The following is a 25,522-nucleotide window of genomic DNA, read 5'->3' on the forward strand; positions in this document are numbered from 1 at the left end:
ACTTATCTGGCATAGACAAATTCCTGCTGTGGTTACTTTGAAAAAAGTATTCCGGCAACACATTGCATGAATCTTGTGTCACTCTATCTCGCCCCCTTGCAAGGGGAACTTTATTATATTTGAGCTTACAGGGTTTTGAAGTATATATTTGCGCTTACATATCGATGACAACACTTAGGGTAAAACACTCCTTAGCTAGAAAATTATTACAGCGGCCTAAGGTCTCAGTGTTATCCCTTGGTGTTTAATCATTAACCTAAAAGCACCAGGAGTTATCCCGTAGCGGCGTTTAAAATGTCGGTAAAAATGACTCAGATTACTAAAGCCCGAAGCAAAAGCAATTTCGGTTATATCGGTGTTGGAACTAGCAAGGTTTTTAGCAACGGCATCACAGCGCAGTTTTAAAAGATATTCAATAAAACTGAAACCGGTATGCTGGCGAAATTGGCGAGCAAAATGACTTCTTGATAGATTAACTTGCTTTGCCACCTTATCTAAAGTGATATCCATAGTGTAGTTATTGTTGATCCAATCTTGAGCATTGGTCATTCGCAAAGATGATTGTGCATTTGCTTGCTGCTCGTAACCGGCGTTGCTGATATGGATCAGTAATAGTCGTAAGTAGAGGTTCTCTTTTAAACAAACATTTAATGGTGAGCTCGAAATGGGTTGTATTTCGAGTTCATTGGCAATTTTTTGCATTCCTTGCGTACTGTGCTGGCTGCTTGAATTGAGATTGTTAGTTAAAAATCCTCCTTTAGATAACGTTTTTAAATACAAACTGTTGGCGGGTGTTGACAAGTTATCAAAGGACGGGGGAGCAATACATGCAAACAGTAATTTTGTTTCGGTGTTTTTATCTATCGTGATTGAATGTTGATATTCAGCAGGGATAAAAACGGAATGTCCGCTTAAAATTTGATGGCTTTCGTCATTAATCGTTATGCTTACAGCACCTTTTAAACAAACGACAAACTCATGCAGGTTATGCTGGTGCTGTTCGATATCTCGACGTAATACAACACTGGATGTCCAAAGCATTAAAATAGTCCGATAGTATAATTATGTGGTTCAATCGTATGCGACGCCAGGCAATAAAGCTATTAAAATAATATTTACTTAGCACTATTGTACTATTGATTGCGGTCATCACGAATAAATCATGATAGCAATTTATAGTACAATAGTTGGCTTTAGGCTTTTATCTTAATGGGGAAAACTATGATTGTTGTACACCACCTTAATAACTCACGTTCGCAGCGGGTGCTTTGGGCTTTAGAAGAGCTTGGCGTCCCTTATGAAGTTAAGCGTTATGAGCGAGACCTAAAAACAAATTTAGCGCCTAACACCTTAAAGAAAGTACATCCATTGGGTAAATCTCCAGTGATCACTGATGGTAGCATTACTGTTGCCGAGTCTGGAGCCATTATTGAATACCTTGCACAAACTTATGGTGGTGATGATTTTACTCCCGATATTGGCACAGAAGCACATCGCCAGTATATTTACTGGTTACATTTTGCTGAGGGAACATTGATGCCACAACTATTACTAAAAATTATCTTTGAAAAAATATTGAAAAGTACGATGCCATTTTTTGTTAAGCCAATTGCTAGAGGGATTGTGAACAAAGTAATGAAAGGCTATGTTGGGCCAAATATTACCGGGAACTTAGACTTTATCGAAAGCCATTTAAAAAACAATCAGTGGTTTGCTGGAGAAGAACTGTCTGGTGCTGATATTCAAATGAGTTTTCCTCTAGAGGCTTGGGTTGTCAAAAGTTCAAATGACAATAACTACCCAGAAATTACCGCTTACGTTAAGCGTTTTCAAGCCCGTTCAGCCTATCAAAAAGCCCTTAAGTCTGGAGGTCATTACGATTATGCTTAATAACGACTTATCATTATGGCGTTGTTAATGTTTGGATATTTACCCGGGATGATTATTCATTGTAGCTGTTACTGATAGAATAAATTCAGCTACAATCAATCTTCATCAACAATATATAGAGAAAAAGGCCAATAATCTCTTGAGAATTTTAAAAATCAGTCTGTTTATACTACTAAGCGTAGTCGTTTTATTTGCCAGTTATCTTTATGTTAATCAAGCACCTGATAAGTCTGTCGCTGAACTCAGCAAGCGCTGGGCTGCTGAGCCATCACAATTTATGCAGATTGCTGGTATGAATATACATTTTAGAGATGAAGGACCAAAGTCTGATGAAGATCCTATTGTCTTAATTCATGGTACGAGCGCGTCATTACACACATGGGATGGCTGGGTTGACCAACTAAAAACACAACGCAGAGTTATTCGCTTTGATTTACCTGCCTTTGGTCTAACCGGCCCCGATCCTAAAAATAATTATACTATTGAGCATTATTCTGAAGTTGTTATTGCTGTGTTAGATGAGTTAAAGGTTAAAAAAAGTGTATTAGCAGGTAACTCTTTAGGCGGGTATATTGCTTGGGCTACCGCAGTGTTATATCCAGAGCGAGTCTCTCAAATAATTTTAGTCGACGCGAGTGGTTATCCTTTTAAGTCTGAATCTTTACCCTTAGCCTTTAAATTGTCTAAAAATCCGATAACGAGCCGGTTATTAAAAAACGTTTTACCTAAATCTTTGGTGAAAAAAAGTGTTGAGAATGTTTATGGGAACCCTGACTTAGTCACCAGTGAATTAGTTGACAGATACTATGATTTGACGCTTCGTGAAGGAAATCGTAACGCTCTAAAAGAACGCTTTAAGCAGACGGTACCCGGGGATTTAGCCAAAAAGATCTCAACAATAAATGTACCAACGCTTATCATTTGGGGAAGAAAGGATAAGCTCATCCCCATCAAGCTTGCGATGAAATTTAAGAAAGATATTATCAACAGTCAATTAGTTATCTTTGATGATTTAGGGCATGTACCTCACGAAGAAAACCCTCAGGCAACAGTATTAGTTGTTAAACAATTTTTACAAGATAACAAGTCTCAATAATCATTGCGATAACGCCAACTGGAATTTAGTGTAAGCCATTAACGATATCGTTAATGGCTTTTTTGTAGTAGATAGCGACCAAGATAAGACGTTGTAGCTCACTGTCAAAGTGCTTATCTTGACGAGAACATAATTCAGCAAGCACTTTAATTACCTTTGAGTAGTTGGTTGTGGCTAAGGGCTGTTGTTTACTTTCGATCTCTATTAAGGCCAATAATGCGGTAAGTTCGTGCGGCGCTAGCGAAATTAAATTTTGATTAGTCGATAAATAAACTTCAATGGGAGTTAAGTTTTCGTGGTCACGCTGGCAGAGTGCATCACGTAAGGTATTATTGCTGCCAAATAACATCATTGAACGTAAATAAATAAAGGGTGGGGTACTGGCGACTACTTTATTGCCAGCGAATAAATAATGTAAAGCATTGCGCTGTCTGCGATCTGTTTTTGTAAAGTTGTCTTGTACCTGAAGGGCAGGGGTAAAAAAACTCAATGTGTCGTTGGTTTTAATTTGTGCGATAAGCGCAACAGGTAAAATTTTACTGGCTATTAATGTCGTGGTTAATTGTTGATAAAAATCAAACGATGCGACTTGCGCTATTCCTTGTTGAAATAGATAAGCTAATTGAATGATATTTTCCGACTCACTTGAAGCTAAATAATGTTGGCGTAAATCATTATCGTCATCTGCTGACAATAAAGCGATGAATGTCTGCATATTTTCCTTCATTGTAACCCTTGTTTAATACAAATAATTGGCTCAGTGTATACTCTAATTGTTTTGTTGTGTGGTATTTTAAAATAATAAAATTATTGCAGTCATTATCATTTGGTAAGCCAAGTAATTAAAAACCTCAGGCGATATTTAAACGTTATTATTACTAGGCCTATTGACGATTTGTAGGTGTTAGCTTACCGGTTAGCATTACTGGCACTCAGTGTTTACATTAAGGCTTTCTATAACAAGAAATAGAGAAAGCCTTACTTCTATCTATTATTTAAAGGCTAAAAAGTGGTGGTCCAGTAAAGTTAGCAAATGGTACAATTTTAATGTTTTTATAAGGCCAATGCACTGCTTTGTCTACATTATTATATGCATATTGTTAAAATTATTTTTGTCCTCGTTATTTTAATATCTAGTGACTGGCTCGCGCTTTTAGCGATGACTTATTGTTAAGCGCCTAAAGTAAGTGTTTTATTTACATAAATTTAGCCGGGCTTTTCAAGCAATAGCTTGACCTATTAATAAGCCTTGATGTCAGTGGTGATTGCGACTAAATTACGCTCAAGCAACTTGCTAAGCACGCCTTTTCCAGTAAATGATTGAATTAATCACTATAAGTAGATCCTATGAGCAATACTTTTACCAAACTTGTTAGCCAATTAACGCATTCATTAGAGCAAGAAGACGATCAAGAGCTGCTGATTTCAATAGAGAAATACCATCCGGCTAAATTGGGTAGATTACTCGAATCACTACCCAATAAATATCGCGATGATTTTTGGAGTTTGATCCCGGTAAATTACAAGGGTGAAGTCTTACTCTCTGTACACCGCGAACTGCGCCAATTTCTGATTAAAAAAACCAGCGAAGCTGATTTACTTAAATGTTTATCGACGCTTCAAATGGATGAGTTAGCCGACATTGATGCTGATTTACCATTACCTGTAGTAACCGCTATGGTTGAGGCCATGGATAGTCAGCGAAAAGAGCGTTACCAGACAGTGGCCTCTTTTCCTGATAATACAGCCGGTGGTATGATGGATGTTGACGCTACGGCGGTCAGAAAGGATGTTAGTCTTAAAGCCGTCTATCGGTATTTGTGTAAGCTAAGAAAAAAAGAAGGTATGTTGCCCGAACAACTTGACCAACTGGTTGTTGTTGACAGAAATAACAAGGTACAAGGAACCTTATATCTTAGTGACTTGGTTTCAATGGACAATAGCTTGTCTGTTGGCGACGTAATGAAAAACGATGTGCCCTTGATTGACTCGTTACAATCGGCCATTCAGGTTGCACAAATTTTCGAAGACCATGATTTAATCTCTGCGCCAGTTGTAGATGAAAATAATTTTTTGTTGGGTCGAATAACGGTTGATGATGTTATCGATGTGCTAAAACATAATTCAGAGCAGCGTTTATTGGCCTCCGCCGGCCTTAATGAAGAGCTCGATATGTTTGCCCCTGTTTCTCATATTTCTTTTAATCGAGCTATTTGGCTAGGCACCAATTTAATCACCGCCTTTGTGGCCGCTTGGGTCATTGGCTTTTTTGAAGCATCAATAGAACAACTTGTCGCGCTCGCGGTACTCATGCCCGTAGTGGCAAGCATGGGAGGCGTTACAGGTAGCCAAACGTTAACTGTCGTTACTCGTGGTATTGCGCGCGATTTAGTCAGTAGTGCCAATATTGTTTCGCTGACCATTCATGAATTAAAAGTCTCTTTTATTAATGGCATATTATGGGCTGCAGTGGTCTTTTTAATTACTATTTTATGGTATGACGATTGGCAGTTAGGGGTCGTTTTTGCGCTGGCTCTTTTTGTTGTGAGCCTTACCGGTACGCTTTCAGGTGCGCTTATTCCTATAATATTGAAAAAACTGGGTGTAGACCCAGCCATTGCGGGCGGTGTTATTTTAACAACCATAACCGATGCGGTTGGTTTTTTAATCTTTTTAGGGACTGCGACTTATATTTTGATTTAATTAGCCTTGTTTTAATCATCAGCAAAAGGCCAATAAGCCGCACCCTGGTGCTTATGTAAACTACTTTTACAAATAAGTTTGACTGACCCAATTGGATTTACCTGTTATTATGGCTATTATGAACTTTAGTTAACAATGTACTTAATCACCCCCTGTTTAAGTACTTAATAACAAAACAGTGAATGACGAAAAAATAAACCGAGCGATTATCACAATGCCTTTAAACATTGATTGATAAGTCGATCCTATACTAAATTTTTATGAGAAATAACACTTGAACAACGTCCATATACTAACAGTTATAACTAAAACCTTATGCTTAATCCTGCTTTGTTTACCTCAGTTATTAATGGCTGAAGAAGTAAGTGTCGCCACAAAAAAAGAAAAATCTATTCTAGAGAAAAGAGAACAAGCGCTTTTGAAAACAACGGCTAACCCCTTTGCTATTTCGCAACATAGATTAAATTACCTACTGCCAGTCTCCTATATTAGTAAGCCAGGTACCCGTACGGTTGAAGAGTTAAATAATGATAATGTTGATAATGTAGAAGCTAAATATCAAATTAGCATCAAGTTTCCTATATATTTACCAACGACTGATGCTTCAGGTCTGTACTTTGGTTTTACCGCAGTATCGTATTGGCAATTGTACAACAGTGAGGCATCTAAACCTTTTCGAGAAACCAATTACGAACCTGAATTATTTTACAGTTGGCAACAGAATCACAGCATATTAGGCTTTAAGTTTAATCAAGTTCAGTTTGGCATCAATCATCAATCCAATGGTCAAAGTGGTCTTTCATCGCGCAGTTGGAACCGAATTTTTGCGTCGTTAGTGTTTAGTGACGAAAGTGCTTTTTATTATATAAAAGCTTGGCATCGACTAGCTGAAGATGAAAAAGAAACACCACTTTCTGTGATTGGTGATGACAATCCAGATATTACAGACTATCTTGGGCATATGGAATTTGGTGTTGGTACTCAGCTAGGCAAATTCAACCTTTTCACTGCAGTGCGAAATAATCTTAAATTGAGTGATAATAAAGGTAGTGTCGAACTAAATCTCTCTTATTCATTCACTGAAGGTTATGACTTATTGATACAGTACTTTAATGGTTATGGGGATTCACTTATCGACTATGACCGTCATCAACAGCGCATTAGTTTAGGCATGCAAATGAAATTTTTATAAGTAACGCAACGTTATAAGGTTTAATCACCTACTATTGCTAACCCCTTAATTGTTAGCCCACCCTTAATTTTATTGAAAGTTTGGGCTGCAATGTTTAAAAGTATAATATCCCCTCGCTTAAAGTTGTAACTTTAAGCTTGCATCATTGCCCAGCCCATTATCCGGAAAAACATATCATGCGAGTCGCCGTTTCTCAATTTGCCACCACTTTGGATGTTCAAGAAAATCAAGTAACCTGCCTGCGTATGATAAATGAGGCGGCCGTCTGTCAGCCAGCACTCATAGTGTTACCTCAATTTTGTAATACACTTTTTTGTCATACCGAACCAGGGTACAAGGACCGTAATCAGGCATGGCATCAAGCTTTAGACATTGACGGTCCTTTTCTACTGGCTATCGCACAGCAAGCCAAAAAGCATCACTGCTACATCGTAATTAACGTTACTTTAAGACGTGACGCTGCAAGTAACTGCTCACCTGAGCAAAAAATGGATGCGATTAAAGCGGATGTTAGTATAACCACTTGTTTATTTTCGCCGTATGGGCAACGCCTTGACCAAGTAGATAAACAAGAATTAGAAGGTTATGAAAATGATTTTTTTATTAATGCAAGTCAGGCGTCTACGTTAACTTCAACGCCGCTTGCAAAAATTGGACTGTTAATGGGTAACGACACGATGACCTTTAACACCTCTCGTGAATTAGCTTTGCAAGGTGGGCAATTATTCTGTAATTCAATAAGCACATTTTCCTACGATCAAAGTCACTTACATGACCCAGCTCGAGCGTGTGAAAATAAAGTGTTTTTGGCCACGGCAAATAAAATTGGTCGATTGTCACCAACGGGCTCTCTAAGTGGCGCAGGCCAAAGCCAAATAGTTTCTCCTGAGGGTAAAGTACTCGCTAAAATGAACCATAATGAAGCAGGTTTTGTGTTTGCTGATCTTGATTTAGAAAACTCTGCGATAGCACCCAATAACAAATGCCGACCTGATGGCAGCGATGTCTTTATGCAACGACGCCCTGAACTTTATCAAGCGCTAACATTACCGATAAAAAAGGTGGCTAAGCATGTGAATAATGACAAGGTTCCCGAAACGGCGAATGTCGCAATATTTGCAACCTATAAGTCTAATGAACAAGCCATTGAAGATGTTTGTTTTTATATTGAAAACAACCTCAGTGACATTATTCAATTGCCTGAGTTATTTTTTATTGCAGATAAAACCATAACGAATAATGCTGAGCAACTCGCCGATATAGCCTCTTTGAGTAAACAACTCATTATACAAATCAGCTCAGTACTGAGACCTTATCAATATGTGTGTACTAGTTTAGTGATTGATGGCGCACATCAGGCAGTGTTAATAAGCGAACAAGGCTTATTGGCAACACAGCAGCAATTACACTTTTGCCAACGATACCAGTGGACACCACTTGGAGATGCGTTAATTTTTGTAGACTTACCGTTAGAGCAAGGCAATATCAAGCTTGCTATGCTAACAGCTGATGACGCAACCATACCTGAAATAGTTAACGTAGCGGCGTTGAATCAGGTTCACTTATTACTGGTGCCTTTTGAAATTCAAGAGCCAGGTGAGGTTGAATATTGCTTGTTATCGCGTGCCGCAGAACATAGAATTTGTATTCTTGCGGCGAGTCGTGAACAGAGCTTCGCTGCGGGCTGCCTATCGGTTGATTTACTTAGTGATAACGCCAATAAAAATGCCAATAAAAAGAAGGATAAACTACAAAAGTCTACGGGGTTTATTGCCAATTTAAGCTCAGGCGCTACCTTAATATCTGAACGTAAGTCAGCTAAATTTACTGGCTATATTAATCAACCACTGGTTAAATACCAACAGGGAAAAATCACTAAAGCATTAGTCCATCCTATTGCCAGTTGCTCTAAATAGTGGTAAGTGCTTACTAATTCTGGGTGTGCTATCATTGCAGTATTTATTGCCAGTAAGTATCATTACTTTATTTTTTGTAACGTAAACCATAGCCGATGGGAAAGAGTGGTTTAGTGTTGTTTTTCTTCTTTTCTGTCGAGGTTTTTTTAGGCCAAGAAAAAGACAGTTTACCTTGGAAGTTAAACTCGCCAAAGAGCATGTCACTAACACCTTGGCCTTCCGAGCCAGGAAGCCAAGCAGCAATGAATGCTGCTGACTTATCTAATTCGTCATTAATGATTAATGTTCTCCCTGAGATCAAAATAACAACCAGGGGTATGCCCTTATCACTAATATCTTTTATCAATAGATAGTCTTCTGGGTGTAACTGTTTTAATGCTAGTGAGTTGCCATAGGGCGCTGAAATATTTACTTGACCGTTTATTTGTGATCCTGCCTCTATTATAAGGTTTTCACAATCTCTGATATCACCATGGCCTTCTGCATAAGGGTACTCACCGATCACCACCACAGCGATATCATGATCTTTTGCCGATATTGCTGAAACATCACTATCACGCCTTAATACCGCATTGGGCGCAACCGCTGAAATACCTTGCCAGACAGAAGTGGCTCCTTCAAATTGATCGTTTCCTGATACACCTTGCCAATCAATGGTAAACCCTCCGCACTGATGACCGATATTATCAGCATTCTTACCCGTAACTAAAATTCGAGCCTGCTTTTTTAAAGGCAGTGTGTTTTTCTTGTTTTTTAACAGCACAAGTGACTTTCTGACCGCTTCTCGTGCAATATTCCTATGCGCACTAGCACCAAAACTAACATTATTTGCCCAAATCCTTTCACTGGGACGAGGCGAATTAAATAATCCGCTGGCAAACTTTACTGACAATATCCGGCGGACGGCGTCATTAATTCTTGATATAGGCACAGTTCCTAATTCAACATGGTTATGAAGATGGTGAATAAATTGCTGCCAGTTTTCGGGGAGCATAAACATATCGATGCCAGCATTAACGCCTTGAGCAACCGCGAGATAAAAATCATCACAGAGGTAATCAATACCATTCATGTCAGAAACAATGAAACCAGAAAAATTCAATTGTTGTTTTAGTACATCCGTGAGCAGATACTTATGGCCATGGCACTTGTTGCCATTCCAACTATTAAATGACGCCATAACTGTCATTGCCCCCGCTTTTAAAGCGCTTATGTAGGGGCTAATATGGGTATTGTTGAGTTCTTGCCAAGAAATATTAGCATCACCTTGGTCAATACCATGCGTTGTAGCTCCATCGCCAACCCAATGTTTGACACAAGCGATAACGCCTTCACCAGCAAGCTTTCCATGAAGACCGTTGATAATTTCACTTGCGTATTGATTAATTAATTCTGGGGTTTGAGCGTAGCTTTCATAGCTGCGACCCCATTGAATATTTTGTGCAACAGCTAGGTTGGGTGCAAAGACCCAATCGACGCCACTCGCTAATACCTCTTTTCGTGTTACTTGTGCAATACGTGCTATTAAATCAGCATCGGCGGCAGCACCTAAACCGATATTGTGTGGGAAAATTGTTGCTCCCTTAAGATTATTGTGACCATGTATGGCATCAACACCATAGAGTAAGGGGATTGCTAAATGATTTTCGTCACTAACCATTGATGCTTGCCAATAGCTATCGGTTGTTTTTAGCCAACTGTTAAGATCATTATTTTCGGGTAATGAACCTGCGCCACTCAATACCGAACCTAAATGGTACTTTCTGACATCATCGGGCGTACAGCTCAGTCGTTCAGCTTGGGTCATTTGTCCAATTTTTTGTGCTAATGTCATTTTTGACATTAGCTCATCAACTTGTTCCTTTATTGACGGCTGACTAAGTAGTGGCTGCATAGTATTGAGTTATCCTGACATTATTTAATTTCTTCATTTTGCCAATTTTATTTTAATGTCATTTGAGTGAGCTAAGCAGGCACGTAAAACGCTATATCTACATCCTTAGCGTTGCTTAGTTGCTGACAAATATTTACAGGTATTACATCTCTCAAATGAAATTAAAAATATAAATTTAAACGGTTAATTAACCTTAGCCATATTATTTATAAATTAGTTTACTTTAACAGACTATTACGAATGTAAATGGATACAACTAAAATACGGTAGGGTGGACTTATTTCGAGGTTATTGGGATTTTATCAATTTTTCAGTAAATACTTTTATTGGACTATTGAGCTAGTAGAAAAAATTATATCAATTTAAAAAGCTCATTGTGACCATTTCATCGCCCCACAATGACCGACTCATCGTTTTTATATTGTTTAAGATTTACAATTATATAGTGTCAAATGACATTTATAATTGAAACCTTTCACTAAATTTTAATTAGGCTAAAGTTTCATTCAATAATCATTTTAACGGAATAGCGCTTTATGAGTACGCAAGAACATTATCAAACCGCGACTGAAGATAAAATTTCCACACTAAGAAAAATTATCTATGGCTTCGGCGCTTTCGTAAATAACTTATTAGGTGCGGCAATTGGTACTATGACCATAGTGCTTAACTTGGGTTTAGGTATGAATCCAGCTTTAGTGGGTTTGTTAGGTGCATTACCTCGTTTGGTCGATGCCTTTACCGATCCGCTAATGGGGTATATTTCCGATCACACAAGATCAAAGTGGGGTCGACGCAGACCTTATATATTTTGGGGCGCTATTGTCGCAGGTATTACTTTTGCCTTGTTATGGCAATTACCGAGAGGCCAGAGTGAAGAATTTTACTTTTGGTTCTTTTTAATTGGTTCTATCATTTTTTATCTAGCCTATACTATTTTTGCAACACCTTGGGTCGCATTAGGCTATGAATTAACGCCTGATTATCATGAACGTACCAGCATCATGGCTGTGCAGAATTTTATGGGCCAATTTGCTTGGTTATTTGCACCTTGGTTCTTACTGTTTATGCAAAATGAATCGCTGTTTAGCGATATGATTGAAGGCGCCAGTTGGTTGGCCGTAATTATTGGGCTATTTACTATTATTGTTGGTATTTTACCGGCAATATTTCTTACTGAACGCTTTACACCCATAGCAACTTCAAAAACAATTATTGACCCGAATGCACCACCAGTAAAACCAAGAAGCTTGAGTTATGCCGTTACTGATTTCTTTAAGGGCTTTTTAATTACACTTAAATTTAAGCCTTTCCTTAGTTTATGTGGCGCAACCTTTTTAGTGTTCAACGGCTTTATGATGGTTTCAGCTTTCCAAAGTTACGTGATTATTTATTATGTCTTTGGCGGCGATCAAGCATTAGGTGCTGAATATGTCGGTTGGGCGGGTACGGTGTCATTTATTTCAACGTCTTGTGCTATTTTTATTGTTACTAAATTATCAAGCTGGTTAGGGAAGCGAAATGCTTTTTTCATAACCATTGCCATTTCTATCTTTGGTTATGCACTTAAATGGATTTGTTTTACACCGGATAATCCAATGCTAGTGATTATTCCACCAATATTTTTCTCTTTTGGTTTAGGCGGTTTGTTCACCTTAATGGGATCTATGGTTGCTGATGTCTGTGATCTTGATGAATTGGAAACCGGTGAGCGACGTGAAGGTATGTTTGGCTCAATTTATTGGTGGGTTGTTAAATTAGGCTTGGCAGCGGCGATGGCAGCTGGCGGATTTTTACTTCATGCAACAGGTTTTGATGTCGCGTTAGCTGGAGCCCAATCTGCTGATACACTGTTTTATATGCGCTTAGCTGATGTACTTGTGCCTGTACTTTGTTCGGTGGTTGCTATTTGGATGGTCGCTACTTACCCGATTACTGAGAAAATGGCTCATGATACCCGCAGTAAACTTGAGGCACGTCGAGGAAAAATGGCGGCTGAAGTGAATGACTTAGATGACAGTACTGACGGTGTTACGCCTACCTAAGGCACTTATAAATTGTATATCTACATAGTTAACTATGTAGATATACAATGAGCTTTATTTTCGTGAGATCTTTATACTTTTATTAAATATGAGTACGAAATAAAATAAATGTAAAAGTTTTTAAGTTATTGTTTTAAATGAAAACAAAGCAAGCTTTTGTGAGGGTGATAACAAAAGTTTATCATTAATACTCGTTCATTTCCTTTATCCACTTCAACTTTTTCTACCCCCCCTTTGACCGTATTTCGATGCTGTTTGGCCAATAATTGTGCTAAAAATAGTCAAGTCTGAACATGACTATTTATAGGATGCTAGACAGTAAGATAATTCAAAAATGCAGAGTTAGCGCTTATTGATATAAGTGCAGCAGTACTGTTTATCTTTTGGGATCGTTATAAACCAAATTATTCATTAAGCTGGTTAATCAGTGACTTAATTGAATATTTTAAGAGAAGAATAATAAAATAATGAGCAAATTAACATTAAATCTTAGCGCACTAACAGGAGCTTTAAGTGTTTTTTCAAAAAAAATGCTTTCATTGTTATTACTCAGTACGCTAATAAGTTGTGGAGGTGGGTCAACTCCAACAGAAAAAGAGACTATCAATGTAGATACTGATAATGATGGAGTATTCGACCAAGTCGATTCGTGTCCTAATACATTAGCCAATACCAATGTAGACGCGAGTGGTTGCGAAATCATTATTGTTAGTGTCGATACGGACAGTGATAATGATGGTGTTAAAGATGCAGATGATACTTGTCCTGAAACTCCAGACAATACAAGGGTAGACAGCTCTGGCTGTGCGGTCATTGAAGAGGTTGCTGATGTGCTTGTTCAAGCAGAAGATTACATCAGCTATTTTGATACCACGGCGAGCAATGAAGGCGGAGCAAGTTACCGTAATGACGCTGTAGATATCGAAGTTACCACTGATGTGGGCGGCGGTTACAATATTGGTTATACCCAAGCAACAGAATGGCTAGAATACCCGGTAACCTTAAGTGCTGGGACTTATACCATTAGCAGCCGCGTGGCTTCAGATTCAGGCGGTGGTAATTATACGCTGTCGATAAATGGCAATACAATTGGTAGTGACAATGTTGCTAGCACGGGGGGATGGCAAACCTTTGAAACCCATGTGGTTAATTCGTTTTTAACGACAAGCGGTACTTTTACCTTACGATTAGCGATAAACGCAGGTTCATTCAATATTAATTGGCTGCAAATAACAGCGGTTATTGATGATGATTTAGATGGTATTGGTAACGACCTAGATTTGTGTCCTGATACGCTTGAAAATGCAGAAATTAATGAGGTCGGGTGCGCTGACTCAGATGGTGATGGCGTGTTTAATAATCTGGATAATTGTCCAGATACACCTATCGGGACCTTTGTGGATTTTCTCGGCTGTGAAGCCGTAGAACAGTTAATTGAAGTGGCGTTTAACAACGATATTCTTGTTGGTGGTGAAGACAGCCAAAAGCCAGGTTTTAGTTTATATACCTTTGATAATGACATTGGATCTGACGGCAGTAATTGCAACGACGGTTGTGCGGTTAATTGGCCTCCACTTTTAGTGGCTGATGGTGTCGCTTCTGGTGTGCCAAATTTATCAATCATTAATCGAAATGATGGCACAACACAAGCTGCCTATCAGGGTAAACCGTTATACTTTTATAAAGGTGACACCGAAAAAGGAACCACTGAAGGTGCGGCTATAGCGGGTTGGAACCTTCAAGCATACGGACTTTTTGGTGATATCGTGCCACTTTATACCTCTAGCACGGCACAAGAACATGCTTTAATTTATGAAACTAATGATGCTGTGGTCACCAAGTTTGCTGACAGAGGACGTGATCGTCATGCTAAAGAAGATCAATTTCAGCAATACGACCATTACCTTTCTCATTATTGGACTCATAGAACAGCACGTTATAAATTCACCGATTATGTGGCTAAAGGCGGCTCATCTATTTTAATTGAATGGGTAACACAATGGCAGCTTGAGGCGTTAGAATTTAGAGCATGGTATTCAGGAATGAATACTGTTGCTGAATACCATGGTAATTATGAGCCTAACGTTGTGACGGTCGGTCACGGTAGTTACGACGACGACCTTGTGCAAACAAGTACAAATGGCGATCAATATAAATATTCAGTAACCATTAATGAGTTTCGCGGACTTAATGGCAGCATAGAAACCCTCAGTATTGGCCAACACATGGAAATTGAAGTCAGTCAGTTTTTATTAGGCGTTCCAGAGGGGCGGTCAAATTATTACGGCACAACTTATCTTTACCAAGTCGGTAAAGGTGGCATGGCTCCTTGGAAAACAGTCGGAGATTTTGATGATAAATCATCAGAGCGTGAAAACTCACATCCTATCGCTAAACAAGGTTGGTTAGGCGGTAATACTACGCTTTCCTATCAATATACTAATGAACCTAATGACCATTTCATGCAAATGGCGACTAATTTATCAAGTTTAAATGGGCAAGCGTTCGTTTTAGGAAGACGTATTCATCATACCTCTTTTGTTGATGGTAAACATGATGAAGACCCAGCCAATGGTGTTTTTTCAGAAATGGTAGGTAAGTCAGGTACGCATTTTGTTAATCATAGTTGCGCAAGTTGTCATGAACGTAATGGTAGGGCAGCTCCAGCACCAATTGGCGAGGCATTAGACAAATGGGTCTTTAAAATTGCTGATGCTGATGGTGAACCCGATGCCCAGCGTGGCGATGTTTTACAGCCATCGAATACGGGAAGCGTACAAAGTGAAGGAACGGTAGCTATTGAATCATGGACTGAGGTGAATGGTTTACGTTCACCTAATTATAAGTTTTCAACGGGTACGCCAGAAAAATTCTCAGCACGCATTGCACCTCAACTCGTTGGCCTAGGATTATTAGAAGCAATTCCTGAAGAAACTATTTTAGCGATGGCTGATGTCAATGATGAATTTGCTCCCTTTGGTATTTCAGGTAAAGCGCAAAGTGCTATCGATCCCGAAACCCAAGATATTCGCCTTGGACGTTTTGGTTGGAAAGCCGCTACATCAAGCATAAAGCATCAAGTTGCGGCAGCGTTTAATACTGATATGGGGGTGATGACCTCTGTACTACCATCACCAGATTGTGGTTCTGCTCAACAAGAAAGAAATGAATGTGGTCATGACCAATCTGAAATAAGCGACCAGCACTTGAACAATTTAGTGAAATACATCGCATTGTTGGGTGTACGAGCGCAACGTGGCCTTGATGATCCTCAGGTACAACAAGGACAAGCGTTGTTCTCAAGTATTGGCTGTGTGGATTGTCATACCGCAACACTGCAAACCAGTATTTATCATCCGTTTACAGAACTAAGAGATCAAACTATTCATCCTTATACCGACTTACTGTTACATGATATGGGTGAAGGTCTTGCTGACAACTTAGGTGAGGGCAACGCTACAGGGGCTGAATGGCGAACAACACCGCTATGGGGCATAGGTTTGTCGGCTTGCGTTACTGGAGGTGTAGAAAACCCAGTCGGCGGCCAAGGTAATGAAGTTTGTACGCCCGAGCATAGTTATTTACATGACGGACGTGCGAGAACAATTGATGAAGCAATTCTCTGGCATGGTGGGGAATCAGAAGCTTCTAAAGTTAAGTATGAAGCACTTTCTGATGCTGACGAAGCTTCATTAATAGCCTTTTTAAAATCACTATAAAATTAGTGACTTATTAAATCGATTGTCGATTGATTTAATAAGTTCTTTTAAGAAAAAAGAGAATAATAATGAACCAATATTCAGTTTATCCGTGCAATGTTAATTCAATGCTAAAGAATATCAGCTTTAAAAGTCGACTGTTTTTAATGAGTTTGCTGAGTTTGTTAATAACGACACCTACTATGGCAGGTTGGGAAGTTAACTATATAGATACTTTTTCAGGGGACAGTGTTAATTGGCAAAATTGGACGGCCCAAGTCGATGCTAACTTTAATAATGAAGTTCAATGTTATACCGATGATGACAGTTCCATTAATAAGAATTTTGATGTTTCTAATGGCACCTTAAAAATAATCGCCAGAAAGCAGCAAACTAATTGTGCAGGCTTGAATAATCAATCTAGAGGTTGGACCTCCGGTCGAATTAACGGTAAAGATAAACGTGAGTTTCTCTATGGCAGAATAGAGTCAAGAATTCGTTTTCATAACCTTGAAAGGGGGTCTTGGCCGGCGTTTTGGATGTTAGAGAATCGTATCGCTGAAAGCCCCCGTAAAAATGATGATGACTTTGTTAACTGGCCCAACCCAGGCGCTGGCGAAATTGATGTCTGGGAATGGTTTGCCAATAGTCCTAGCACTTATATAACTAACTTTTTTAATACCGGAGGGGGATCTTGTGGTAGTGAAGTGAGATTCACTTATCCAAATGGCGCTAATGATGTACTCGATTGGCATGATTACGCCATTGAATGGGATGAAAATAGCATATCATTTTATATGGATGATACCTTAGTCACTGCGCATAATGTATCGAACTGTCCACAATATAAAGAACCGATGTTTGTTTTACTCAACGTTGCTATGGGGGGAAATCTAGGTGGGGCGATAGACCCAAGTCTGCGTAAAGTCACCATGGAAGTGGATTATTTGGCGCATTGTACTGCTACCAATCAAAATAATGCCCAGCGCTGTAATGAAAATACGCCCGCTGTTTATGCTGATGATGATAACGACGGCATAGAGAACAACCTTGATCAGTGTCCAAATACTCCATCAGGAGAAAGTGTTGATGAAAAGGGCTGTTTCGAAGAGATGGTTAATATATCTCCTGAAGTTTCTTTGTCGATAACACAGAATAATGTGGCTGTGTCATCAGTTGATATTAGCGGAGGTTTAGTCACAATATCTGCTAACGCCACCGATGAAAATGCTGACGATATCCTTTCTTATGTTTGGCTTATATCCGGTACTATTCCATCACCTATTATCGACGGTGGTCTTGTTAGTTTTGATCCCTCTTCAATGGCCGGCGGGAATTCATATCAAGTAGACTTGACCGTAACTGACAACGGTAACCCAAGACTTTCAGTAAGCAACACTATTAAATTTAGCGTTAACAACATGCCGCTTGACACTGGTGATGATAAGAGGGAAAAAAGTAGTGGTGGTTTATTCAGTTATTTACTACTGCTGATGTTGATAGTATTTAGGCAGAAGTATCTTAAACAAAATATGTTCAATTAGGAGAACTTTTAATAACAAGGTTGATTTATTAGGATATCAGTATTAACACCGGCAGTGGTTAGTTATAATATTGATTGAATAAGTTGCTGATGCAGCATTATATTATTTTATTTATTTGATGTTCTGCTTTCAAAGTAACTCGTACTGACAAGTTTTAAGCGATAGTGTGTTCTTTGTTAACTTATTATCTAACGAATATAGACAATCCACACTAGAAATATACCTAAGGGCAGGACATAGATTTGACTATAAAGTGGCAAGATCTCATCGAAAAAGCATGGAATGATAGAAAAGTCTTAAATGAATCAGATGAATTTGATTCTTGGCGTGTTTTCCATGGTTACACCGAAGGAGCGCCGGGTGTAGTTATTGAAAAATTTGGCACTATGGCCTTGGTCGAATTTAAAGACGATATTCGTGATGACCTTGATGTAATCAAAGATGCACTATTACAGTGTTTTCCCTTCACGCTTATTATGGCAAAAGGTGATCAAACTCTCGGGTTACGCTTGAAGAATAGAATGTTCTCGCTTCATGGCGATATTGCTGATGCGCCAGAATTTACCAAAGAATACGGGGTCTATTATAGTTTGCTTGCCGATACGATGCATAATTGTGGTTTATATCTGGATGCACGTCCCGTTCGTAAGTGGTTAGCTAATAATAGTGAAGGCCGTCGCGTATTGAATTTATTTTCATTCACGGGCAGTTTGGGTATAGCGGCTTTAAAGGGGAACGCGAAGGCAGCAATTCACCTGGACAGATCGAAAGCGTTATTACCACGTATTGAAAAAAGCTACGAAAAAAATGCTATGGAATTTGGCACTCGCAGTTTTATAAAGGGTGATATCTATAAGCATTTACCTAAGGCAATAAAAAGTGGTCAACAATTCGAAGGCATTATTTTAGATCCACCGCCAACCGTTTATAAATCACCTTATGCAGAGCATCAGCCTAAAGGGCAAGATTTTTCTAAATTGGTGAGTATGTGTTCAAAGCTTTTAAGTCAGGGCGGTTGGTTGATTTGTTTATTTCATCGTTATGATGCAACGTGGGATGAGTCAGATGCCGAGATTATTGAATCATCTGGCCATAGTTTGAAAATGTCAGAACGCTTTACCAGTGAGTGTGATTTTCCCGATGATAATGTTGACCGGAAGTTAAGAGTGACTGTATTCGAAAAAATTTAAGATAGATAATACTAACAAGTCATTACTCCTGATATGTGAGAGGTAATGACTTGTTTAATACTTTACTGCTGCACAATAATAAATTGCAGAGCTTTGGTGAACAAGGTATACAGAAAGTTTTGTGGATTCTTGCTGTCTAGTAGATAAATAGTATCCCTAATATCAACAAATCAGTCTAACGCGCCTATCATTAATTTTAGTTATTATTTTTTGACGTTACATGTGAGCTATTACTTATTTTCTTGAAAAGAGATGAAAATAGTTTATGTCTTCAATTGCAGGTGTGTTACTAAACTTACCCGCGAGTGATCGCGTAGCCGTTAAGGTAACTTGTCATCAGAAGACAACCGTTTAACGTTAGCTTTTAATTTATCTACTGGCTTAAAAGTATTAAATCAACAAGGAATGAACCCATGACCAATCCTTTGATTATTAACATACTGGGATATTTAAAAAAACAAAACTGTGCTTGTTCCATAATTGATTTAGTCAATCTTTGCCAACAGGATTTTTTGCTACTGATAAAAAAGGATGTTGACCCTCAAATTGCCATATTTCAAAAGAATTTTTTTGTTATGAATGCGCTTTATCAAATTCAACGAGATATTAAAAGTGAGGGTTTTTTACTGACTATTTTTCCATTAGAAATTTGTTTAGTACCAAATCATGCTGCAGCAAAAGGTACCTTGGCTATGCGCGATACTGATCTAGCCCATTACTATTTAAGCTGGTCTAACTTGAATAACATTACCCTTGCAGAAGTGGAGTCACTCTTTTCCCGTTTTTGGCAAAGATACCGTGCAGTAGATAAGGTTGCTGCTGCTCTAACGACGTTAGAGGTAGATAAAAATATTGATTGGTTTGGGATACGTCGGGCCTATCAGAAGAAAATTGCCATTACCCATCCCGATAAAGGTGGCTGCGCGGCGGATTTTATCGAAATTCGTCAAGCTTATGAGGTATTAAGTTGGCGCTATCATCGCAAAGACTAATTTTACGGTTGGTGATATTAAACGACGTGAATAAACTGATATGTGTTGAATTGCAAAAATAGTTTTTAATATCTGTAGTTGGATAGCCAAAGCGCACATTTTAGACGGAGAGGGATGTTAGTGCTGATTGATTTTAAAGCGACTTAGTGCTAAGTTTTGTTGATAGAATGCGCTTGTATAACGATAAGCTTTCTAATCATCAGTTAATGAAATGTGTTCTCAACACACGACTCTATTATGGATATATTACGGGTAATGCTATTGACTGAGATTTATTAATTTCCCGGTAAGATATTCAAGATAATACTTAACTTATACTCACGACATGAAGAATAAAAATTAATAATATGAAATTAAGAATTACCTTTTATCTGCTATTAACTTTTGCATTTATTCATAGTTTTCCATCAGTTTCACAAGAGCTGGGCAATGAGCCGTTAGGTGTTATTACTGTTGTTGCCACTGAAGATAACTTGCCCTTTAGTTTTAAGCTTCCCAATGGCAATCCTAGTGGGCTTTATGTTGAGTTTTGGCAGCTCTGGTCTAAAACTAACAATATTCCTATTCGCTTTGTTTTATTGCCCTTTGAAGAAAGTATAGCCTTGCTCAAACAAAAGAATACCTTACATGTTGGGCTCTTTCAGAATCAGCAACGACAACAGTGGGCTGATTTTTCCTTACCTATCCATAATGTACAAACCGGTATCATTTATAATCGCTCAATTGACAAAAAATCTAAGCTAAGAGAATTAAGTGATATTAAGATAATCAGTCAATATTTTAGCTTTCAAGAGTCCTACCTTAAGGAAAACTTTGCAAGTTTTGAGCAATCAACGTATAAAAACTTTGATGATGCTCTTGAGAAGTTATTAGATAATGAGGTTCAGGCTGTTGTTGCTGAGTTACCTAATGCCTTTGCACAAATAGCGAAAAAAGGCTTAAGTGGAGTATTCACTATTTCTGAAGAGATTATTGTTTCTAATAATGTCTTTGGGGTGATAGCAAAAGGTCAACCTGAATTATTAGCTAAAATTAATGCTGGTATTGAAAACATGCCCGTTAATAAAATTATTGAATTAGAAAAACAGTGGCTCCCCACCTTAAAACCATTTTTTCAAAAATCATCATCTGTTGCTAGTTTAACGGATAACGAAAAAAAATGGCTGTCAGAAAATAATTCTTTTAGTTTGGGGACTGACTCTGCATTTCCTCCTTTTGAATTTAATGATGAATTGGGTGAACATAGCGGAATATCAGCAGATTACATGTTGCATGCCAAACAACAACTACAAATAAATTTAACACCAACAGTAGGTAAGAGTTGGGGGGAAGCGCTAGAGGAATTTAAACTTGGCAATATTGATGTCATGTCTTCAATTTTTTATACAAAAGAAAGAGCTGAATATATAAATTTTACTGAACCCTACTTTGAAATTTCTCTCGTCATTGTTAGCAAGAAAAACGCTTTCTATGCTGAAAGTTTATCGTCATTACAAGGCAGGAAGTTAGGCCTAATTAAAGGCTATGTTTATAATGAATTGATTAGTCGAGATCACCCCAGTATTAAAATTGTAGATGTTTTATCGGTTGAAGACGGACTTAAAAAATTACAGTTGGGTGAAATTGATGCCTTTGTTGATTCTATTGCTGCGATTAATTATGAAATAAACAAAAATAAAATTAATGATCTAATTATTACCTCCTTTACCCCATATACACTTGAAATATCGATGGCGGTAAGAAAAGGGCTTGAACCCCTTATTCCTATTTTAAATAAAACCTTTGCTGCGATGAATGAAAAAAAACGTTCTGCTATTGCAAATAATTGGTTATCGGTACACGTTCAATCGGGTACTGAATTATCAACTATTCTCGTCTGGGCATTACCGATAGCCTCATTGCTCATTTTTATTATTTTAGTGTTTTTTCGCATGAATAAAAAACTAAAAATAGAAATTGATGCACGAGTGATCAATGAAGAAAAACGCATTACCGCCCAACAAGATTTGGCTGCACAAAAAAAAGCGATGGACGAACATTCGTTGGTCCTTGTAATCGATATTAACGGTATTATTAGCTACGCCAATGATAAGTTTTGCGCCATTACTGGTTACAATCGTAATGAACTCATCGGTAAAAGTCATAGTATTCTCAATGCTAATAACCAGTCAAAAAATTATTGGCATAAGATTTTTGCGGCGATTTCTAAGGGGAAATATTGGCATGATGAGGTGCGTATTAAAGCTAAAGAGGGACAATGCTATTGGGTAGACACTACGATTGTACCACTTTACGATAAAAATAAATTACTCAGTGGTTATACTTATATCAGTACTGATATTAGCCATCAAAAAGAGACGATTATTCGCTTAGCTGAAGCCAAAAAACAAGCTGATGTTGCTAATGAATCAAAAACCGCTTTTTTAGCTAACATGAGTCATGAAATCCGTACACCGATGAATGGCGTTATTGGCATGACTAACCTCTTACTTGATACGGCTCTTAATCCAGAACAACACAATTTTGCGAAAACAGTAAAAAATAGTGCCGAGTCATTACTGAGTATTATTAACGATATTCTTGATTATTCAAAAGTTGAAGCAGGAATGTTAGCGCTTGAACCACTTGAATTTGATTTAGAAGTATTGCTCCATGACCTTGCTACCAGTCTCGCTTTTCAAGCGCATAACAAGGGTTTAGAGCTAATTTGTCCGGCTAATATTTTACCCGCTCAGTCATTTATTGCAGACTCTGGGCGTATTCGACAAATACTCAATAATCTTATCGGTAATGCGATAAAGTTTACAGAGCAAGGCGAGGTTTCAGTCCATTGCAAAGTACAAGAGCAGACTAAGCAGCACACTAAATTACTCTTTGAGATATCTGATACAGGCATTGGTCTAACGTTAGCGGATCAAAACAAGCTATTCGAACGTTTTAGCCAGGCCGATGGTTCAACGACCCGTAAATATGGTGGCACCGGATTGGGGCTATCTATAAGTAAACAATTAGTTGAATTGATGGGCGGCGAGATCGGACTGAAAAGTGTTGACGGAGAAGGCTCTACATTTTGGTTTAGTATAAATATTGCTAATGCTGATAACATGCGACCCAAGAAAATTTATGACAATTTACAGAATCAAAAGATACTGGTGGTTGATGATAATTTAACTAACCGGACTTTGTTAGGTTTATTACTGACCAAGTGGCAAGTGGAGCATACCCTAGTAGATAGTGGAGATAAGGCATTAGAAAAACTGACCCAAGCTAGAATACAAGGAACTCCTTACCATATTGCTATTTTGGATATGCAAATGCCTGAAATGGATGGGCTTCAACTAGCAACTAAGATTAAAGCCGATAGCGATATTTTTTCAACGACTCGTTTATTAATGTTGACCTCACAAGGGCAACGTGGCGATGTCGAAAGATTAAAAGCGGCTGGCTTTAACGGATATCTAAACAAACCTGTTGATCAGTCGATTCTCTACAATACCTTAATGACCATTGCTGGCGTTAATTCCCAACAGCAACCTTTGATCACGGCGTTTAGCGCTCGTGCACTTCCGCAGTTCAAAGCAAGGGTTCTTGTTGTAGAAGACAATGCTATCAATCAAAGAGTTGCACAAGGTTTGTTGAGAAAATTTGGTGTGCAAGTCGACATAGCGGCTAACGGTGAAGAAGCACTAAATTCGTTACAAAACTTACCTTTTGATTTAGTCTTTATGGATTGTCAAATGCCGGTAATGGATGGCTATGAAGCGACTAAAAAAATTCGTCTTCCTCAATCTAAGGTACTTAATAGCAATATTCCGATAATCGCCATGACTGCCAATTCAATGCAAGGTGACCGAGAGAAATGCTTAGCCGTAGGAATGGACGACTTTATTGCTAAACCTGTGAACCCTAACAAGCTACAAGAGGCATTGAAACGCTGGCTACCCGAATATTAAGCGTTCGTTATGCAAGTAGTTAAAAATAACAAGAAAGGTTAGTTTATATTTATCAAAGTCAAAATTAATCTACTCTGTGAAATATTGATATTGATCGAGAATACAATACTTGTCAGCGATTACACTTTCTTGTGCCAGAGTCTCAAGTCACGTATATCTAAATTTAGTGGTAATCGTGGTAATAAATCAAAAATCACCACCAATTGCTAACCATCTAACATGATACGGGCTTTTACTTTAGGCAACTTCCAGATGAAATACACTGGAATTATTGACAACATTAATAACACCAATTGCTCAGCTTCATTGAGTGGCAATAGTTGTAATAAATATACAATAACTGCTGAACCACTCATTTGTACAAATCCTAACAGCGCTGAAGCTGAACCTGCCTTTTCACCAAAAGGTGCTAGAGCTTGTCCTGCACAAGCTCCCATCAGTAATGAAAAACCAAGTGAACTGATCATTATTGGTAACATAAAAGCGACAGGTGTTTGCCAAGTTAATAAAGCTAACATTAACAATCCGGCTACAATCAGCAAAACCATACCAAAACCTATGGTCACCCGGGCACCAAATTTAACTAAAACCTGAGGAGCCAAAAAACAAGCGACAATATTAATGACAGCATTGAGACTAAACCAATAAACAAAGCTTTGCTGATCTAACCCCAATCTCACCATTAACCAAGCAGGTGAACTCGTTACATAGGCAATAATAATTGCCATTGATAACATTACTACTAAAGCATTAAAAAGAAAGACAGGGTGTTTCGCCACCGTAATAAAATGCCCCAAGCTGATAAGATTTTTAGAGGGTATGGTATGTGTGGGCCTGGTTTCTTTGAGGGTAAAAAACAAAATCAAACCGGCAAAAACAGCATATCCTGTCATAAATTGAAAGTTACTTCGCCAGCCAAAATACTCGGTTAAAACATTACCCAGTAATGGTGCAAGCGCAGGAATACAGCATATAGCACTGTTTAAATAAGAGTACATCACGCCACTTTCTATTGCGTTGTATTTATCACGGACACTGGCAAAGGCGGCTACAACAATGGCGCAAGCACCAAAGCCTTGTACTAAACGACTAAGGAGAAAAAACGTTAAGTTATCTGCATAAGCACAAAGAAGAGAAGCCAAGCCATAAATAATTATACCAGCCATCGCAACGGGGCGACGACCATATCTATCAGCGAGTGGGCCACTTATCAGTTGACCAAAGCCCATACTTAGAATGAATATCGTTATGCTCCATTGAATTTCCTTCATGGGAACAAGAAGTTCTTCAGCCATAATGGGTAAAGCGGGTAAAAATATATCTATGGCTAAAGGGCTAAAAATAACCATTAAAATCAGCAGTGGTAAAAGTTGTCTATTTGTCATTTCAGTCTCAATAATGATGACTGC

15 protein-coding genes are annotated in these 25,522 nt (G+C 38.4%); 11 read left to right on the forward strand and 4 right to left on the reverse strand.

Annotation, left to right across the window (positions count from 1 at the left end; all coding sequences use genetic code 11):
• Positions 1–216: 216 nt before the first annotated feature.
• Positions 217–1,041 (reverse strand): AraC family transcriptional regulator, encoded by an 825-nt coding sequence (locus H4J69_RS00385; RefSeq protein ID WP_182244058.1) that lies wholly within the window; start codon positions 1,039–1,041, stop codon positions 217–219.
• A 180-nt stretch (positions 1,042–1,221) separates the two neighbouring features.
• Between H4J69_RS00385 and H4J69_RS00390 the strand changes: the two genes are divergently transcribed.
• Positions 1,222–1,890, forward strand: a complete 669-nt coding sequence (locus H4J69_RS00390; protein WP_182244059.1) for a glutathione S-transferase family protein — start codon at positions 1,222–1,224, stop codon at positions 1,888–1,890.
• Positions 1,891–2,029: 139 nt separating this feature from the next.
• Positions 2,030–2,986, forward strand: a complete 957-nt coding sequence (locus tag H4J69_RS00395) for an alpha/beta fold hydrolase (RefSeq protein WP_220467851.1) — start codon at positions 2,030–2,032, stop codon at positions 2,984–2,986.
• Positions 2,987–3,011: 25 nt separating this feature from the next.
• Here the strand turns inward: H4J69_RS00395 and H4J69_RS00400 are convergent, their stop codons facing one another.
• Positions 3,012–3,701, reverse strand: coding sequence for a hypothetical protein (locus tag H4J69_RS00400; protein WP_182251915.1), 690 nt, complete (start codon positions 3,699–3,701; stop codon positions 3,012–3,014).
• Between the two features lie 632 nt (positions 3,702–4,333).
• On the opposite strand from H4J69_RS00400, the gene mgtE reads away from it, so the two are divergent.
• From mgtE to H4J69_RS00415, 3 genes are all read left to right on the forward strand, one after another.
• Positions 4,334–5,689, forward strand: coding sequence for a magnesium transporter (gene mgtE / locus H4J69_RS00405; protein WP_182244061.1), 1,356 nt, complete (start codon positions 4,334–4,336; stop codon positions 5,687–5,689).
• 349 nt (positions 5,690–6,038) lie between these two features.
• Positions 6,039–6,881, forward strand: a complete 843-nt coding sequence (locus tag H4J69_RS00410; protein ID WP_182244062.1) for a phospholipase A — start codon at positions 6,039–6,041, stop codon at positions 6,879–6,881.
• Between the two features lie 176 nt (positions 6,882–7,057).
• Positions 7,058–8,797, forward strand: a complete 1,740-nt coding sequence (locus H4J69_RS00415; RefSeq protein ID WP_182244063.1) for a nitrilase-related carbon-nitrogen hydrolase — start codon at positions 7,058–7,060, stop codon at positions 8,795–8,797.
• A gap of 67 nt (positions 8,798–8,864) precedes the next feature.
• On the opposite strand, the gene H4J69_RS00420 is transcribed toward H4J69_RS00415, so the two are convergent.
• Entirely contained in the window at positions 8,865–10,691 is a 1,827-nt protein-coding gene (locus H4J69_RS00420) for a glycoside hydrolase family 3 protein (protein ID WP_182244064.1), read from the reverse strand.
• A gap of 536 nt (positions 10,692–11,227) precedes the next feature.
• Here H4J69_RS00420 and H4J69_RS00425 point away from each other — a divergent pair.
• The 6 genes from H4J69_RS00425 (at position 11,228) to H4J69_RS00450 (ending at position 24,113) form a co-directional block, all read left to right on the forward strand.
• Complete coding sequence (locus H4J69_RS00425; protein ID WP_182244065.1) at positions 11,228–12,736, forward strand: MFS transporter; 1,509 nt, start codon at positions 11,228–11,230, stop codon at positions 12,734–12,736.
• Between the two features lie 467 nt (positions 12,737–13,203).
• Positions 13,204–16,455 carry a di-heme oxidoredictase family protein gene (locus H4J69_RS00430; RefSeq protein WP_182244066.1) on the forward strand — a complete coding sequence of 1,084 codons (3,252 nt, stop codon included), beginning with the start codon at positions 13,204–13,206 and terminating at the stop codon, positions 16,453–16,455.
• Between the two features lie 68 nt (positions 16,456–16,523).
• Entirely contained in the window at positions 16,524–17,978 is a 1,455-nt protein-coding gene (locus H4J69_RS00435; RefSeq protein ID WP_259367686.1) for a glycoside hydrolase family 16 protein, read from the forward strand.
• 242 nt (positions 17,979–18,220) lie between these two features.
• Complete coding sequence (locus tag H4J69_RS00440; protein WP_182244067.1) at positions 18,221–19,168, forward strand: class I SAM-dependent methyltransferase; 948 nt, start codon at positions 18,221–18,223, stop codon at positions 19,166–19,168.
• A gap of 413 nt (positions 19,169–19,581) precedes the next feature.
• Complete coding sequence (locus H4J69_RS00445) at positions 19,582–20,160, forward strand: DNA-J related domain-containing protein (protein WP_182214899.1); 579 nt, start codon at positions 19,582–19,584, stop codon at positions 20,158–20,160.
• Positions 20,161–20,507: 347 nt separating this feature from the next.
• Entirely contained in the window at positions 20,508–24,113 is a 3,606-nt protein-coding gene (locus tag H4J69_RS00450; protein WP_182244069.1) for a response regulator, read from the forward strand.
• Positions 24,114–24,319: 206 nt separating this feature from the next.
• Here H4J69_RS00450 and H4J69_RS00455 read toward each other — a convergent pair whose 3' ends face one another.
• A complete protein-coding gene (locus tag H4J69_RS00455; RefSeq protein WP_182244070.1) occupies positions 24,320–25,498 on the reverse strand; it encodes a multidrug effflux MFS transporter in 1,179 nt (392 codons plus the stop codon).
• Positions 25,499–25,522 lie beyond the last annotated feature (24 nt).

Source organism: Colwellia sp. BRX10-9, from assembly GCF_014077405.1.
Taxonomy (GTDB): domain Bacteria; phylum Pseudomonadota; class Gammaproteobacteria; order Enterobacterales; family Alteromonadaceae; genus Colwellia_A.

What these genes read in the sequence shown, in the direction of transcription:
- H4J69_RS00445 (WP_182214899.1), top strand. Translation starts at nt 19,582, where the DNA reads ATGACCAATCCTTTGATTATTAACATACTGGGATATTTAAAAAAACAA.
- H4J69_RS00435 (WP_259367686.1), top strand. Translation starts at nt 16,524, where the DNA reads ATGAACCAATATTCAGTTTATCCGTGCAATGTTAATTCAATGCTAAAG.
- H4J69_RS00385 (WP_182244058.1), bottom strand. Translation starts at nt 1,041, where the DNA reads ATGCTTTGGACATCCAGTGTTGTATTACGTCGAGATATCGAACAGCAC.
- H4J69_RS00420 (WP_182244064.1), bottom strand. Translation starts at nt 10,691, where the DNA reads ATGCAGCCACTACTTAGTCAGCCGTCAATAAAGGAACAAGTTGATGAG.
- H4J69_RS00390 (WP_182244059.1), top strand. Translation starts at nt 1,222, where the DNA reads ATGATTGTTGTACACCACCTTAATAACTCACGTTCGCAGCGGGTGCTT.
- H4J69_RS00425 (WP_182244065.1), top strand. Translation starts at nt 11,228, where the DNA reads ATGAGTACGCAAGAACATTATCAAACCGCGACTGAAGATAAAATTTCC.
- H4J69_RS00415 (WP_182244063.1), top strand. Translation starts at nt 7,058, where the DNA reads ATGCGAGTCGCCGTTTCTCAATTTGCCACCACTTTGGATGTTCAAGAA.
- H4J69_RS00450 (WP_182244069.1), top strand. Translation starts at nt 20,508, where the DNA reads ATGAAATTAAGAATTACCTTTTATCTGCTATTAACTTTTGCATTTATT.
- H4J69_RS00400 (WP_182251915.1), bottom strand. Translation starts at nt 3,701, where the DNA reads ATGCAGACATTCATCGCTTTATTGTCAGCAGATGACGATAATGATTTA.
- H4J69_RS00430 (WP_182244066.1), top strand. Translation starts at nt 13,204, where the DNA reads ATGAGCAAATTAACATTAAATCTTAGCGCACTAACAGGAGCTTTAAGT.
- mgtE (WP_182244061.1), top strand. Translation starts at nt 4,334, where the DNA reads ATGAGCAATACTTTTACCAAACTTGTTAGCCAATTAACGCATTCATTA.
- H4J69_RS00455 (WP_182244070.1), bottom strand. Translation starts at nt 25,498, where the DNA reads ATGACAAATAGACAACTTTTACCACTGCTGATTTTAATGGTTATTTTT.
- H4J69_RS00410 (WP_182244062.1), top strand. Translation starts at nt 6,039, where the DNA reads ATGGCTGAAGAAGTAAGTGTCGCCACAAAAAAAGAAAAATCTATTCTA.